General features: G+C 57.6%; 15 protein-coding genes. 12 read left to right on the forward strand and 3 right to left on the reverse strand.

Translation table 11 applies throughout. From position 1 onward, the window contains the following. Positions 1-206 precede the first annotated feature (206 nt). Positions 207-1235, reverse strand: a complete 1029-nt coding sequence (gene rsmC / locus RTM13_RS13925; RefSeq protein WP_312212579.1) for a 16S rRNA (guanine(1207)-N(2))-methyltransferase RsmC — start codon at positions 1233-1235, stop codon at positions 207-209. Positions 1236-1339: 104 nt separating this feature from the next. Here rsmC and RTM13_RS13930 point away from each other — a divergent pair, with 104 nt between their 5' ends. The 12 genes from RTM13_RS13930 (at position 1340) to deoD (ending at position 12369) form a co-directional block, all read left to right on the forward strand. Then, positions 1340-1753, forward strand: a complete 414-nt coding sequence (locus RTM13_RS13930; protein WP_312212580.1) for a DNA polymerase III subunit psi — start codon at positions 1340-1342, stop codon at positions 1751-1753. After that, entirely contained in the window at positions 1722-2162 is a 441-nt protein-coding gene (rimI, locus tag RTM13_RS13935) for a ribosomal protein S18-alanine N-acetyltransferase (protein WP_312212581.1), read from the forward strand. The genes RTM13_RS13930 and rimI overlap by 32 nt, the downstream gene beginning before the upstream one ends. Before the next feature lie 16 nt (positions 2163-2178). Continuing rightward, a complete protein-coding gene (gene yjjG, locus RTM13_RS13940) occupies positions 2179-2856 on the forward strand; it encodes a pyrimidine 5'-nucleotidase (RefSeq protein WP_312212582.1) in 678 nt (225 codons plus the stop codon). A 92-nt stretch (positions 2857-2948) separates the two neighbouring features. Further along, positions 2949-4538 carry a peptide chain release factor 3 gene (gene prfC / locus RTM13_RS13945; protein ID WP_312212583.1) on the forward strand — a complete coding sequence of 530 codons (1590 nt, stop codon included), beginning with the start codon at positions 2949-2951 and terminating at the stop codon, positions 4536-4538. Positions 4539-4884: 346 nt separating this feature from the next. After that, positions 4885-5505 (forward strand): molecular chaperone OsmY, encoded by a 621-nt coding sequence (gene osmY / locus RTM13_RS13950; RefSeq protein ID WP_312212584.1) that lies wholly within the window; start codon positions 4885-4887, stop codon positions 5503-5505. A gap of 129 nt (positions 5506-5634) precedes the next feature. Continuing rightward, positions 5635-5796 carry a DUF1328 domain-containing protein gene (locus RTM13_RS13955; protein ID WP_002437547.1) on the forward strand — a complete coding sequence of 54 codons (162 nt, stop codon included), beginning with the start codon at positions 5635-5637 and terminating at the stop codon, positions 5794-5796. A 116-nt stretch (positions 5797-5912) separates the two neighbouring features. Further along, positions 5913-6986 (forward strand): patatin family protein, encoded by a 1074-nt coding sequence (locus RTM13_RS13960; protein ID WP_312212585.1) that lies wholly within the window; start codon positions 5913-5915, stop codon positions 6984-6986. Next, positions 6983-7756: a TatD family hydrolase gene (locus RTM13_RS13965; protein WP_312212586.1), complete on the forward strand. Its 774-nt coding sequence runs from the start codon at positions 6983-6985 to the stop codon at positions 7754-7756. The genes RTM13_RS13960 and RTM13_RS13965 overlap by 4 nt, the downstream gene beginning before the upstream one ends. A 286-nt stretch (positions 7757-8042) precedes the next feature. Then, on the forward strand, positions 8043-8822 hold the full coding sequence (gene deoC, locus RTM13_RS13970; RefSeq protein WP_312212587.1) for a deoxyribose-phosphate aldolase: 780 nt from the start codon (positions 8043-8045) through the stop codon (positions 8820-8822). A 93-nt stretch (positions 8823-8915) separates the two neighbouring features. Further along, on the forward strand, positions 8916-10238 hold the full coding sequence (gene deoA / locus RTM13_RS13975) for a thymidine phosphorylase (protein WP_312212588.1): 1323 nt from the start codon (positions 8916-8918) through the stop codon (positions 10236-10238). Between the two features lie 85 nt (positions 10239-10323). Beyond that, positions 10324-11547 carry a phosphopentomutase gene (gene deoB / locus RTM13_RS13980; RefSeq protein WP_312212589.1) on the forward strand — a complete coding sequence of 408 codons (1224 nt, stop codon included), beginning with the start codon at positions 10324-10326 and terminating at the stop codon, positions 11545-11547. Positions 11548-11649: 102 nt separating this feature from the next. Beyond that, positions 11650-12369, forward strand: a complete 720-nt coding sequence (gene deoD, locus RTM13_RS13985) for a purine-nucleoside phosphorylase (protein WP_144816295.1) — start codon at positions 11650-11652, stop codon at positions 12367-12369. A 39-nt stretch (positions 12370-12408) separates the two neighbouring features. Here deoD and lplA read toward each other — a convergent pair whose 3' ends face one another. Then, positions 12409-13425: a lipoate--protein ligase LplA gene (gene lplA, locus RTM13_RS13990; protein WP_312212590.1), complete on the reverse strand. Its 1017-nt coding sequence runs from the start codon at positions 13423-13425 to the stop codon at positions 12409-12411. 65 nt (positions 13426-13490) lie between these two features. Further along, positions 13491-14138 (reverse strand): YtjB family periplasmic protein, encoded by a 648-nt coding sequence (locus RTM13_RS13995; RefSeq protein WP_144816291.1) that lies wholly within the window; start codon positions 14136-14138, stop codon positions 13491-13493. Positions 14139-14225 lie beyond the last annotated feature (87 nt).

Consider the following 14225-nt stretch of genomic DNA (forward strand, 5'->3'; position numbering starts at 1 on the left):
GCTAGCGCGTCTACCAATTCCGCCACCTTCGCAGACCATCGATACAGTTAAAGTATCGTAACCACGGAGGCGCATTCTAGATGTTTTATATCGTTCGTCAACAGTTAATTGTGCGGGATAGAATAACTGCTGCAAAATTCATCGTGAACGGCCAGTAATGCCCGGTGGCGCTGCGCTTACCGGGCCTACGGGTTGGCCGAACCTGTTTAGCGCTTCGCCTGACGGGTCATCACCGTACGGTAAACCTTGAAGCGTCCGGTCTGGGCCAGCACCTCATGGAAACCAAAGGTTTCATCCAGCACCTGCGGGTAGGGCAGGAAGGCGTTGGCCACAATACGCAGCTCTCCGCCGCTGTTCAGATGACGTACCGCGCCGCGGATCAGCGTCTGCGCTGCCTCCAGGCTGGTCTGCAAACCATCGTGGAACGGCGGGTTGGAGATGATCATGTCGTAACGGCCGGTCACCTCAGAGAAGACGTTGCTGGCAAAGACTTCACCCTCAAAACCGTTGGCAGCCAGGGTAGCACGACTGGCTTCTACCGCCGGGGCGCTAACGTCACAGAGCGTCAGGCGAACCTTCGGCGAGTGGCTGGCCAGCACCGCGGAGAGCACGCCCGCGCCGCAGCCGATATCCAGCACTTTGCCTTTGGTATGCGGCGTCAGGGTAGAGAGCAGCAGCTGGCTACCGCTGTCCAGACCATCACGGCTGAAAACGCCCGGCAGGGTGTGGATGGTCAGGCCGTCCAGCGTATAGCTGTCGTTGAACGCGGCGGCATCAAATGCAGGCTGCTTCTCAAGACGGCCATGGTAGAGGCCGCAGCGGCGTGCGCTATCGACCTTATTCAGCGGGCAGTAATCTGCCAGCATCTGCTCGGCGCTGCGCACGCCGCTGCGGTTCTCACCCACCACAAAAATATCGGTGCCCAGCGGCAGCAGGGAGAGGATGTTCATCAGCTGGAACAGGGCTTCCGGCTTGTTCTTCGGCCAGTAGTAGATCAGCGTATCGCTGTCGCCCACGTCGGCCTGCTCGGCTACAAGGCTAAAGCGTGCATTTTCGCCCAGCTGGCGGCTCAGCACCTGCCAGTGGTGAAACTGCTGGGTATGGGCGCGGCTCTCAGCGGTATCCAGACGCGCGGGCAGGTCGTCCTGCATATCTCCGGCAAACAGAACGCGGCTCTCTTCGAAATCATCACTGTGACGCAGCAAGACTTCACTTGCCGGGGTTAAAGCAGACATGAAACAGCTCCTTAATAAACTCAGCGCTGGATTATAGTTGTTTGTTGGCGCAGATACGACGAATTTGCTATATTTGCGCGCCTGACATACAGGAGTGACCCGCTATGATTTCCCGACGCGACTGGCAGCTACAGCAGCTGGGCATTACCCAGTGGTCTTTGCGCCTGCCTGCGGCGTTGCAGGGCGAGGTCGCTGTGTCACTGCCCGCGCATATCCGTCTGGTGATGGTGTCAAGCGCGCTCCCGCCGCTCAGCGAGCCGCTGGTGGGCGATATCCTGCGGGCGCTGACGATAACCCCGGATCAGGTGCTGCAGCTGACTCCCGACCGTGTGGCGATGCTGCCCCCGGAGAGCCGCTGTAACAGCTGGCTGCTGGGCAATCACGAGGCGCTGACGCTGGAAGGCGCACGCGTTCACTCTCCTGCGCTCGATGAACTGCGGGCAAACCCGGCGGCACGAGCCGACCTATGGCGACAAATCTGCGAGTATGAACACGATTTCTTCCCTCAGCACGGCTGACTTAACGCACGCCTATGCCATTGAGCAACGCGCCCACGCTTTTCCGTGGAGCGAAAAGACCTTCGCCAGTAATCAGGGAGAGCGCTACCTGAACCTGGGCCTGACGGTTGACGAGACGCTGGCGGCGTTTGCCATTACCCAGGTCGTGCTTGACGAGGCCACGCTGTTTAATATCGCGGTCGATCCCGCTTTTCAACGCCGGGGTCTGGGACGCGCGCTGCTCGAATATCTCATTAGCGAGCTGGAAAAGCGTGACGTGCTGACGCTGTGGCTGGAGGTGCGGGCCTCAAACGCGGCGGCAATCGCCCTCTACGAGAGCCTGGGTTTTAACGAGGCGACGATACGCCGCAACTACTATCCAACCGCTGACGGCCGCGAAGACGCCGTGATTATGGCTTTGCCGCTTTAACAAAAAAGGTGATGTAATGAACTGGGACTGGATCTTCTTTGATGCCGACGAAACGCTGTTTACCTTCGACTCATTCAGCGGACTACAGCGGATGTTTCTCGACTACAGCGTGACCTTTACCGCCGAAGATTTTCAGGACTACCAGGCGGTCAATAAGCCGCTGTGGGTGGATTACCAGAACGGAACCATCACCTCTTTACAGCTGCAGCATCAGCGCTTCCAGAGCTGGGCCGACCGCCTCAGCGTGCAGCCGGGCGATCTTAACAGCGCTTTTATCACCGCTATGGCCGAAATTTGCGCCCCGCTGCCAGGGGCGGTCTCGCTGCTGAACGCCCTGCAGGGCAAGTGCAAGATGGGCATTATTACCAACGGTTTTACCGCGTTACAGCAAATTCGCCTGGAGCGTACTGGCCTGCGCGACCATTTTGACCTGATCGTCATCTCCGAGCAGGTTGGGGTGGCGAAGCCGCACCCGCGCATCTTTGACTATGCGCTGGAGCAGGCGGGCAGCCCGGATCGCTCTCGCGTGCTGATGGTGGGCGATACCGCCGAGTCCGATATTCTGGGTGGCATGAATGCCGGATTAGCAACCTGCTGGCTCAATGCACACAACCGCGCGCTGCCGGAGGGGATCAACCCCACCTGGACCGTGACCTCGTTGAGCGAACTGGAGCAACGCCTGTGTAAACATTGATTGTCTGCCTGCCATTGCTGGGTAAAATAGCCGCAATTTTTCGTATTCAACATGCGTGGCGATGTGCCGCGCTTATATAAGAAGATTTGATTATGACGTTGTCTCCTTATCTGCAAGAGGTGGCCAAGCGCCGTACTTTTGCCATTATTTCTCACCCGGACGCCGGTAAGACCACCATTACTGAAAAGGTGCTGCTGTTCGGACAGGCGATCCAGACCGCCGGTACGGTAAAAGGGCGTGGCTCGAGCCAGCACGCTAAATCCGACTGGATGGAGATGGAAAAGCAGCGTGGGATCTCAATCACCACCTCCGTGATGCAGTTCCCGTATCACGACTGCCTGGTGAACCTGCTGGACACCCCGGGGCACGAAGACTTCTCCGAGGATACCTACCGTACCCTGACGGCGGTGGACTGCTGCCTGATGGTGATCGACGCCGCGAAAGGGGTAGAGGATCGTACCCGCAAGCTGATGGAAGTTACCCGCCTGCGTGATACGCCGATCCTGACCTTTATGAACAAGCTTGACCGTGACATCCGTGACCCCATGGAAGTGATGGACGAGGTGGAGAGCGAGCTGAAGATCGCCTGCGCGCCCATTACCTGGCCGATCGGCTGCGGTAAGCTGTTCAAAGGCGTGTACCACCTCTATAAAGACGAAACCTACCTCTACCAGACCGGTAAAGGGCATACCATTCAGGACGTGCGTATCGTTAAGGGCCTGGATAACCCGGACCTGGACGTTGCCGTAGGCGAAGAGCTGGCGGCGCAGCTGCGTGACGAGCTGGAGCTGGTGAAGGGTGCCTCGCACGAGTTCGATAAAGAGCTGTTCCTGGCCGGCGAGATCACCCCGGTGTTCTTCGGTACTGCGCTGGGTAACTTCGGCGTTGACCATATGCTGGATGGTCTTGTTGAGTGGGCACCGCGCCCCATGCCGCGCAAAACCGATACCCGCGAAGTAGAAGCCCAGGAGGAGAAATTCTCCGGTTTCGTGTTTAAGATCCAGGCCAACATGGATCCGAAACACCGCGACCGCGTGGCGTTCCTGCGCGTGGTCTCCGGTAAGTATGAAAAAGGCATGAAGCTTCGCCAGGTGCGTCTCGGCAAGGATGTGGTTATCTCTGACGCGCTGACCTTTATGGCAGGTGACCGTTCCCACGTTGAAGAGGCCTATCCGGGGGACATCATCGGCCTGCACAACCACGGTACGATCCAGATCGGCGATACCTTCACCCAGGGCGAGATGATGAAGTTCACCGGTATTCCGAACTTTGCCCCTGAGCTGTTCCGTCGTATTCGCCTGCGCGATCCGCTGAAGCAGAAGCAGCTGCTCAAAGGGCTGGTCCAGCTCTCGGAAGAGGGCGCGGTGCAGGTGTTCCGTCCGATTGCCAACAACGATCTGATCGTTGGTGCGGTCGGGGTGCTACAGTTTGACGTGGTGGTTGCGCGCCTGAAGAGCGAATACAACGTTGAAGCGATCTACGAATCGGTTAACGTGGCCACCGCCCGCTGGGTAGAGTGCAGCGACGTGAAGAAATTCGAAGAGTTCAAGCGTAAAAACGAGATCCAGCTGGCGCTGGACGGCGGCGATAACCTGACCTACATCGCGCCGACCATGGTCAACCTCAACCTCACCCAGGAGCGTTACCCGGACGTGCAGTTCCGTAAAACGCGCGAACACTAATCTCTTCCCCTCCCCAGAGCACGGCAGCCGCCGTGCTCTGTCACTTTCCCTGTCTTATTAGTCCCTTGCGGAATGTTCTTAAATAGCCCGCTTTTTGCTTTTATCACCCGTTTTTTTATCTTTTCCCACAAGCGCTTTTTAAATTGTTGGCTATATTTAACAAAGTGATTACCAGACGTGTGGATGAAAGCACTGTTCAATGCGTGAATAAAAGCGTTTCATCCCACCATCTCTTTTAGTCACATGATTAATGGCTGTAAAAGAGGGTGCTATGCACCGGAGCAGCAAAGCAGCCTTGATGGCTGCTCAAAGCCCAAAACGTGGGCAAACTGAAAGGAATAGATCGATGACTATGACAAGACTGAAGATTTCTAAAACCCTGCTGGCTGTTGTATTAGGTTCTGTTGTTGCAAGCGGTTCTGCTCTGGCAGAGACCAGCGCAACTGACAAAGCGCAATCTACGGCTCACAGCGCTGGGGAAAAAATCGATAGCTCTATGAATAAAGTCGGTAACTTCATGGATGACAGCGCGATCACCGCCAAAGTTAAAGCAGCACTGGTCGATCACGAAAGTATCAAGAGCACCGACATCTCCGTTAAGACCGATAAAGCGGTAGTCACGCTGAGCGGCTTCGTTGAGAGCCAGGCGCAGGCTGAAGAGGCGGTGAAAGTCGCTAAACAGATCGAAGGCGTTAAGTCCGTTAGCGACAAGCTGCACGTACGCGACGGCAAAACTTCCTCTGTGAAGGGCTACGCGGGTGATACCGCCACCACCAGCGAGATTAAAGCTAAGCTGTTAGCTGATGACATCGTTCCGGCACGTAAAGTGAAAGTTGAAACTACCGATGGTGTGGTTCAGCTGACCGGTACGGTTGACTCCCAGGCACAAATCGAACGTGCGGAGAGCATCTCCAAAGCGGTCGATGGTGTGAAAAGTGTAAAAAACGATCTTAAAGTTAACAAGTAATCTCAGAATGCGATCCCCCGTCTTGTAACGGGGGACGTGAGCATCACACCGAGTAAGTATCGCCGGTGAGTAGCCTGAGCGCTCACTAACAGCGGTAACGTTAACTATGGTAAAGGAAAGGAGAATCTTATGTTTCGTTGGGGCATTATATTTCTGGTTATCGCGTTAATTGCCGCTGCTCTGGGCTTTGGTGGCCTGGCCGGTACGGCAGCAGGTGCGGCAAAAATCGTCTTTGTCGTCGGGATCATTCTGTTCCTGGTCAGCCTGTTCATGGGACGTCGGCGTCCATAGCGAGCCGTAAACTCCCGCTAATCGTAAAGCCAGTCCTTGTGACTGGCTTTCACGGTTTCAGAAAGCAAAAAAATCAGATAAGCTCTTAATAAATAAAATAATGACAGGAAAGCAGGGTGGGGCAGCGAATTCCCGTTACGCTCGGCAATATAGCGCCGCTAGCGTTGAGTTCCTTTCGCCCGGGGCGGCTCGCTTTAGTTTGTGAAGGCGGCGGCCAACGAGGCATCTTTACTGCCGGCGTGCTGGACGAATTTATGCGCGCGCAATTTAACCCTTTCGAACTCTTCTTCGGTACCTCTGCCGGGGCGCAGAACATCTCGGCCTACCTCTGTAACCAGCCCGGCTATGCGCGCAAGGTCATTATGCGCTATACCACCTCCCGTGAATTTTTTAACCCTGTGCGCTTCGTGCGTGGCGGCAACCTGATCGACCTCGACTGGTTGGTGGAGTCCACGGCCAGAGAGATGCCGCTGGCGATGGATACCGCTGCCCGCCTGTTTGACGTTGGCAAGCTGTTCTATATGTGCGCCTGTCGGGGAGATGACTATACGCCGGGCTACTTCTCTCCGACTAGCCAAACCTGGCTGGATCTGATCCGCGCTACCAGCGCTATCCCCGGCTTTTACCGCAGCGGCGTGATGCTGGACGGCATTAACTATCTCGACGGCGGCATCAGCGACGCCATCCCGGTGCAGGAGGCGGCAAAACGGGGGGCGAAAACCATCGTGGTGATCCGCACCGTGCCGTCGCAGATGTACTACACCCCGCAATGGTTCAAGCGCATGGAGCGCTGGCTGGGTGACAGCAGCCTGCAATCTTTTGTTAATCTGGTCCATCACCATGAGAGTAGCTACCATGCAATCCAGCAATTTATTGAGAAGCCCCCCGGCAAGCTGCGGATCTTTGAGATCTACCCGCCGCGCCTGCTAAAAAGCATGGCTCTCGGCAGCCGCCTGCCAGCGCTGCGTGATGACTATAAGCTGGGGCGGCTGTGTGGTCGCTACTTCCTCGCTACCGTCGGTAAGCTGCTGGTGGACGAGCCGCCGCTGCTGCGTCACGCGCCGCGTATCGTCACTCCGGCGACGGTGGTGGTACCGCCTGCGGCGGTAGCCAATGACGCGCTGGCAACCACCCTGATTGATGCCCCGCAGGCCAATGATACGTCCTTCAATAAAGAGAGTTCGGCATGATGCAACGCTTTATCGATACCCACTGCCATTTTGATTTCCCGCCCTTCACCGGCGATGAGGAACAGAGCCTTGCCAGGGCCAGCGCAGCGGGCGTCGAGGCGGTGATCGTGCCTGCCGTCGAAGCGGCCTATTTTTCCCGCGTGCTGGCGCTGGCGGAGCGGTTTGACGCCGTCTATGCCGCGCTGGGGCTGCATCCTATCGTGATTGAGAACCATACTCCGGAGTGCATTGACAGGCTGGCTGACCAGCTGGCCGCACGACCCACCAGGCTGGTGGCGGTGGGAGAAATAGGGCTGGATCTCTATCGGGAGGATCCGCAGTTTGATAAGCAGGAGCAGCTGCTTGATGAACAGCTTAAGCTGGCAAAGCGCTACGATCTGCCGGTGATCCTCCACTCCCGGCGCACCCATGACAAGCTGGCGATGCATCTCAAGCGTCATAGTCTGCCGCGCACCGGCGTGGTACACGGTTTTGCGGGCAGCCTGCAACAGGCCCAGCGCTTTGTTGAGATGGGCTACCGGATTGGCGTTGGGGGCACCATCACCTATCCGCGGGCGAGTAAAACCCGCGACGTTATCGCCCGCCTGCCGCTCACCGCCTTGCTGCTCGAAACGGACGCGCCGGATATGCCGCTCAACGGTTTCCAGGGCGAGCCTAACCGTCCTGAGCAGGCCGCCCGCGTCTTTAGCACACTTTGTGAGCTACGCCCGGAATCCCCTGACGAGATTGCTGCTACGCTTCTGGCTAACACGCATCAAACGTTTATGTGAAAATTTTACCATTTCTCTCCCGTCCGGGCGCAATGTTCCGGCGACCTGTCGCGTTTAACCAGGCTGTTATGTTAGAATTCTAACATGCCAGCCGTTCCGGGCAGCGCCGCCATGAACGGCGCAAATAGTGACGTATCTCACATTGATATTATGCAACTTTGCATGACGTTTTCATTAACTGTGATGTACATCGAAGTGTCGTGGCGGAAGGATGTTAGAATAGTAACAGACCCGCCCGGTTAAACAATGAACCGGCAAACGCCGTCTTCAGCTTCTGGAGAGTGTTATGACTGATTTAACTGCAAGCAGCCTGCGCGCATTGCAACTGATGGATTTGACCACCCTGAACGATGATGACACCGATGCGAAAGTGATCGCCCTGTGCCATCAGGCGAAAACGCCGGTGGGCAACACCGCCGCTATCTGCATCTACCCACGCTTTATTCCAATTGCGCGTAAAACCCTGAAAGAGCAGGGTACGCCGGAGATCCGCATCGCGACGGTCACTAACTTCCCGCACGGCAACGACGATATCGAGATCGCGCTGGCGGAAACGCGTGCGGCTATCGCCTATGGCGCGGACGAGGTGGACGTGGTGTTCCCGTACCGGGCACTGATCGCTGGCAATGAGCAGATCGGTTTCGATCTGGTTCAGGCCTGTAAAGCCGCCTGTGCCGAAGCCAACGTGCTGCTGAAGGTGATCATCGAAACCGGTGAGCTAAAAGAGGAGGCGCTGATCCGTAAAGCCTCTGAGATCGCTATCAAAGCGGGCGCGGACTTTATTAAAACCTCCACCGGCAAGGTGCCGGTAAACGCCACTCCGGAGAGCGCACGCATTATGCTGGAAACCATCCGCGATCTGGGCGTCGAGAAAACCGTGGGCTTCAAACCGGCAGGCGGCGTACGCACGGCGGAAGATGCCGCGCAGTTCCTCGCCATTGCCGACCAGCTGTTCGGCGCAGAGTGGGCTGACTCACGTCACTACCGCTTTGGCGCGTCCAGCCTGCTGGCGAGCCTGCTGAAGGCTCTCGGCCACGGCGACGGTAAAAGCGCAAGCAGCTATTAATCAACACCGTTGGGCCTCCTCGTAGGCCCGATAAGCGGAGCGCCATCGGGCGTATGCCGATGGCCTTCGCGCCAGCTCATCAAGGGGGTTACCTTGTTTCTCGCTCAAGAAATTATACGAAAAAAACGCGATGGCCATGCCCTCAGCGACGAAGAGATTCGCTTTTTTATCAACGGCATTCGTGATAACACCATTTCAGAAGGTCAGATCGCCGCGCTGGCGATGACCATCTTTTTCCACGACATGGCCATGCCGGAGCGCGTCTCCCTGACCATGGCAATGCGCGACTCGGGTACGGTGCTGGACTGGAAAAGCCTCAGCCTGAACGGCCCGATCGTCGATAAACACTCTACCGGCGGCGTGGGTGACGTCACCTCGCTGATGCTCGGCCCGATGGTTGCAGCCTGCGGCGGCTATGTGCCGATGATCTCCGGACGCGGTCTGGGCCACACCGGCGGCACCCTCGACAAACTGGAAGCCATCCCCGGCTTTGACATCTTCCCGAGCGATAGCCGCTTCCGGGACATTATTAAGGACGTTGGCGTCGCGATCATCGGCCAGACCAGCTCCCTCGCCCCGGCGGACAAGCGCTTTTACGCCACCCGCGACATTACCGCCACGGTTGACTCAATTCCGCTGATCACCGCCTCTATTCTGGCGAAAAAGCTGGCGGAAGGGCTGGATGCGCTGGTGATGGATGTGAAAGTGGGCAGCGGGGCGTTTATGCCTACTTATGAACTGTCTGAAGCGCTGGCCGAAGCCATCGTTGGCGTCGCCAACGGCGCAGGCGTGCGCACCACGGCGCTGCTGACCGATATGAACCAGGTTCTGGCCTCCAGCGCCGGTAACGCGGTGGAGGTGCGCGAGGCGGTGCAGTTCCTGACCGGCGAGTATCGCAACCCGCGCCTGCTCGACGTCACCATGGCGCTGTGCGTGGAGATGCTGATCTCCGGCAAGCTTGCCCGCGACGATGCCGATGCTCGCCAGCAGCTGCAGGTAGTGCTGGATAACGGCAAAGCGGCAGAGGTCTTTGGCCGGATGGTTGCCGCGCAAAAAGGCCCGGCTGACTTCGTCGAGAACTACGCGAAGTACCTGCCGACGGCGACCCTCAGCAAGGCGGTCTACGCCGATACCGAAGGCTTTGTCTCGGCGATGGATACCCGTGCGCTGGGTATGGCGGTGGTATCCATGGGCGGCGGTCGTCGTCAGGCCTCTGACAGCATCGACTACAGCGTCGGCTTTACCGATATGGCGCGTCTGGGGGACAGCATTGACGGCCAGCGGCCGCTGGCGGTGATCCATGCTAAAGACGAAGCCAGCTGGCAGGAAGCGGCGAAAGCGGTTAAGGCTGCCGTGACGTTAGACGATCAAGCTCCCGAAACCACGCCAACCGTCTATCGTCGTATAACTGAATAGCTGTATACTGATCTGATCGGTTTTTTATGAAGCACTCATTTCTATGAAGTACAAATTTCTATGAAGTACTAGGTACGGAGAAAATATGAAACGTGCATTTATTATGGTGCTGGACTCTTTCGGCATCGGCGCTACCGAAGATGCGGAGCGCTTCGGCGACGCAGGTTCTGACACTCTCGGCCATATTGCCGAAGCCTGCGCCAAAGGTGAAGCCAATACGGGCCGCCAGGGTCCGCTGAACCTCCCTAACTTAACCCGTCTGGGCCTGGCGAAAGCGCATGAAGGCTCTACCGGTACTATTCCTGCGGGGATGGACGGTAATGCAGAGGTCGTTGGCGCGTACGCATGGGCGCACGAGCTCTCCTCTGGTAAAGATACGCCATCGGGCCACTGGGAAATTGCCGGCGTGCCGGTACTCTTTGACTGGGGCTACTTTTCCGACACCGAGAACAGCTTCCCGCAGGCACTGCTCGACAAACTGGTAGAGCGTGCCGGGTTACCGGGCTATCTGGGTAACTGCCACTCCTCCGGGACGGTGATCCTGGATCAGCTTGGCGAAGAGCATATGAAAACCGGCAAGCCGATTTTCTATACCTCTGCGGACTCGGTGTTCCAGATCGCCTGCCATGAAGAGACCTATGGTCTGGATAAGCTCTACGAGCTGTGCGAAATCGCCCGTGAAGAGCTGACCGAAGGCGGCTACAACATTGGCCGCGTGATTGCGCGTCCGTTTGTTGGCGACAAGGCGGGTAACTTCCAGCGCACCGGTAACCGTCACGATCTGGCCGTAGAGCCGCCGGCTCCGACCATCCTGCAGAAGCTGGTGGAAGAGAAGGATGGTCATGTAGTATCGGTAGGGAAAATTGCCGATATCTATGCCCACGTTGGCATTACTAAAAAAGTAAAAGCCACCGGCCTGGACGCGCTGTTTGACGCTACCGTTAAAGAGATGAAGGAAGCGGGTGATAACACTATCGTGTTTACTAACTTCGTTGACTTCGACTCCTCCTGGGGACATCGCCGTGATGTGTCAGGCTACGCGGGCGGCCTTGAGCTGTTCGACCGCCGTCTGCCGGAGCTGTTAGCGTTGGTGGAAGAGGGTGACATCATCATCTTCACCGCCGACCACGGCTGCGATCCGACCTGGACCGGTACCGATCATACCCGCGAGCACATTCCGGTGCTGATCTACGGCCCGAACGTCAAGCCTGGCTCGCTGGGCCACCGTGACACCTTCGCGGACATCGGCCAGACGCTGGCGACCTACTTCGGTACGTCGCCAATGGAATATGGCAAAAATATGCTGTAATGCTTCTGCCCGGCGGCGCTGCGCTTGCCGGGCCTACGGATCCTGTAGGCCGGATAAGGCGTAGCCGCCATCCGGCGCAAAAATGTATAAAAAGGAATGAAAATGGCAACTCCCCACATTAATGCCGAAATGGGCGATTTCGCTGACGTTGTGCTGATGCCGGGCGATCCGCTGCGTGCTAAACATATCGCGGAAACCTTCTTTGAAGACGTGCGTGAAGTGAACAACGTGCGCGGTATGCTGGGCTACACCGGTACTTACAAAGGCCGTAAAATCTCCGTGATGGGCCACGGCATGGGTATTCCGTCCTGCTCGATCTACACCAAAGAGCTGATCACCGATTTTGGCGTGAAGAAGATTATCCGCGTAGGCTCCTGCGGCGCGGTTCGCGCTGACGTGAAGCTGCGCGACGTGGTCATTGGTATGGGTGCCTGCACCGACTCCAAGGTGAACCGTCTGCGCTTTAAGGATCATGACTTTGCGGCGATTGCTGACTTTGACATGGTGCGCAACGCGGTAGACGCGGCCAAAGCGCTGGGCGTTGACGCGCGCGTCGGCAACATCTTCTCTGCCGATCTCTTCTACACCCCGGATCCGACCATGTTCGACGTAATGGAAAAATACGGCATTCTCGGCGTAGAGATGGAAGCGGCAGGGATCTACGGCGTAGCGGCAGAGTTCGGTGCAAAAGCGCTGACTATCTGCACCGTTTCTGACCATATCCGTACCCACGAGCAGACCACCGCCGCCGAGCGTCAGACGACCTTCAACGATATGATTAAGATCGCGCTGGAGTCCGTACTGCTGGGCGACAAAGAGTAAGTTTGTGCTGTGCCGGGTGGCGGCTTCGCCTTACCCGGCCTACCGCACTGCGTTACCAATCCATTCTGATAACTCCCGTAACTCCCTCTCCTGCTCTGGAAAATCGCCTAACAACGCATCGCACGCCTGCTGCAGCATATCCGCACGATAGAGGCAGCCCTGCAGACGCGCCGCCAGCGCCTCCAGCGGGGCCGGATTCAGGCTGTCGGTAAAGATCTGCGTGCGCGTGATGTGTCCTCGCTCGACGTCAAAATGCAGCTCGACGCCGCCCCAGGTAAAGCGCTCATCCAGCAGATGGCTGAATGATGGAGCCTGACCAAAGTTCCACTCCCAGCTGCTCTGGCGGGCAAACGTCTCGGCAAAGTTCGGTAGATCCGGCGTCCTGTCCGGAGAGATGATCTCCGCCGCGACGCGCTCGCCGTAGTGGGCAAAAAAGGCCTCGGTGACGGCAGCGCAGATCGCCTCATGGGTGATACCCGGCAGCAGATCGACCAGGTTCGCCACCCGGCCCCGCACCGAGGTAATGCCCTTGGCCTGGAGCTTCTTCTTATCGGGATTAAGGTAGTTCGCCAGCCGGCTCAGATCGGCATTGAGCAGCAGCGTCCCGTGGTGGAAGCCACGATCCGGGGTCTCGCGATAGGCCGAACCGGAGACTTTGCGATCGCCCTCCGCGGTTTTGACTACCAGATCGTTACGTCCCGAGGCTTCTGCTGCTACGCCCAGCGCGTTGAGGGCGTTAAGCACAATGCGGGTGGAGATGGTCTTGTCATACTCCGGCTTGCCCGCCATAAAGGTAAAGCAGGTATTGCCGAGATCGTGAAACACCGCGCCGCCGCCGCTGCTGCGTCGGGCCAGGCGGACGTTATCCTCCTCCATGCGTCGGGTATTGCACTCTTTCCACGGGTTTTGCGCCCGGCCAATGACCACCGTATCGGCGTTGCGCCATAAGAAAAGCACGCGCTGGGTAGCGGGCATCTGGCGGAAAATCGACTCCTCTACCGCCAGGTTAAACCAGGGATCGTACGAATCAGAAATAAGCAGACGTAATGTGGACATGGCAGCTTTCCTTTTCTTTATTTGTCCCCATCTTAACGACAAAGCGGCGCGTATGCATACCTGGCCTACGGCTCACGTTTCTCGCTCTCCTCCTCCTCCGGTACTGACCGACTGGCGGTGAGCAGGAAGGGTGACTGCTGCCAGCGGGTACGCTTACCCTGCAGCAGCGTGCGGGTCAGCACCACGCCGATGGCTAACGACAGGAGCAGCATCAGGCGGAGGATATTTGTGGTATTATCGACCTGTTTCGCTTCGGTCGGCAGGGTATGGGTGTCGAGGGTCAGACGCAGGTAGCCGAGCGGGCCATTTTTTCCCTGTATAGGTTCAACAATCTGCTGGTTGAAGTAACCGCCGGCCTTTTTCCCGTCCAGCGCCAGACGGTCACGGACGTCAACGCTCTCTCCCGAACGCGCAATCAGATCGCCCTGCTCATCGTAGACGCCTGCATCAAGAATGCGACTCCCTTCGGTAAGCTGGCGCAGGAGCGCGCTAATCGGCTTCTCGTCCGGCGTTTCGCTGCGCATCAGCGGCGTCAGGTTCAGGGTCACCTGGTGCGCCAGGGTACGGGCCAGCTCTTCAAACTGGGGGTTACGCGCCCGCTGGTGGCTCTGGCTAAACCATGACGCCCCCTGCATCAGCGCTACCAGCAGGGCGAGACAGATGAGCACAATCACAGCGCGATGCAGCCGGAATCTCAGTTTTGCGCGGGCCATATTCTTACCTGATGAAAATTTGAGGTTAGCATGTTGCCAGAAGCGATGATTACAGGGTAGCCTCATGCGTTATTTTTACCCGGATGC

Origin of the sequence: Pseudescherichia sp. (assembly GCF_031979925.1) — a bacterium.
GTDB lineage: Bacteria > Pseudomonadota > Gammaproteobacteria > Enterobacterales > Enterobacteriaceae > Pseudescherichia.

Bases quoted from the DNA above. Each gene is read 5' to 3' on its own strand.
- rsmC (WP_312212579.1), bottom strand. From the start codon at position 1,235: ATGTCTGCTTTAACCCCGGCAAGTGAAGTCTTGCTGCGTCACAGTGAT.
- RTM13_RS13930 (WP_312212580.1), top strand. From the start codon at position 1,340: ATGATTTCCCGACGCGACTGGCAGCTACAGCAGCTGGGCATTACCCAG.
- rimI (WP_312212581.1), top strand. From the start codon at position 1,722: ATGAACACGATTTCTTCCCTCAGCACGGCTGACTTAACGCACGCCTAT.
- yjjG (WP_312212582.1), top strand. From the start codon at position 2,179: ATGAACTGGGACTGGATCTTCTTTGATGCCGACGAAACGCTGTTTACC.
- prfC (WP_312212583.1), top strand. From the start codon at position 2,949: ATGACGTTGTCTCCTTATCTGCAAGAGGTGGCCAAGCGCCGTACTTTT.
- osmY (WP_312212584.1), top strand. From the start codon at position 4,885: ATGACTATGACAAGACTGAAGATTTCTAAAACCCTGCTGGCTGTTGTA.
- RTM13_RS13955 (WP_002437547.1), top strand. From the start codon at position 5,635: ATGTTTCGTTGGGGCATTATATTTCTGGTTATCGCGTTAATTGCCGCT.
- RTM13_RS13965 (WP_312212586.1), top strand. From the start codon at position 6,983: ATGATGCAACGCTTTATCGATACCCACTGCCATTTTGATTTCCCGCCC.
- deoC (WP_312212587.1), top strand. From the start codon at position 8,043: ATGACTGATTTAACTGCAAGCAGCCTGCGCGCATTGCAACTGATGGAT.
- deoB (WP_312212589.1), top strand. From the start codon at position 10,324: ATGAAACGTGCATTTATTATGGTGCTGGACTCTTTCGGCATCGGCGCT.
- deoD (WP_144816295.1), top strand. From the start codon at position 11,650: ATGGCAACTCCCCACATTAATGCCGAAATGGGCGATTTCGCTGACGTT.
- lplA (WP_312212590.1), bottom strand. From the start codon at position 13,425: ATGTCCACATTACGTCTGCTTATTTCTGATTCGTACGATCCCTGGTTT.
- RTM13_RS13995 (WP_144816291.1), bottom strand. From the start codon at position 14,138: ATGGCCCGCGCAAAACTGAGATTCCGGCTGCATCGCGCTGTGATTGTG.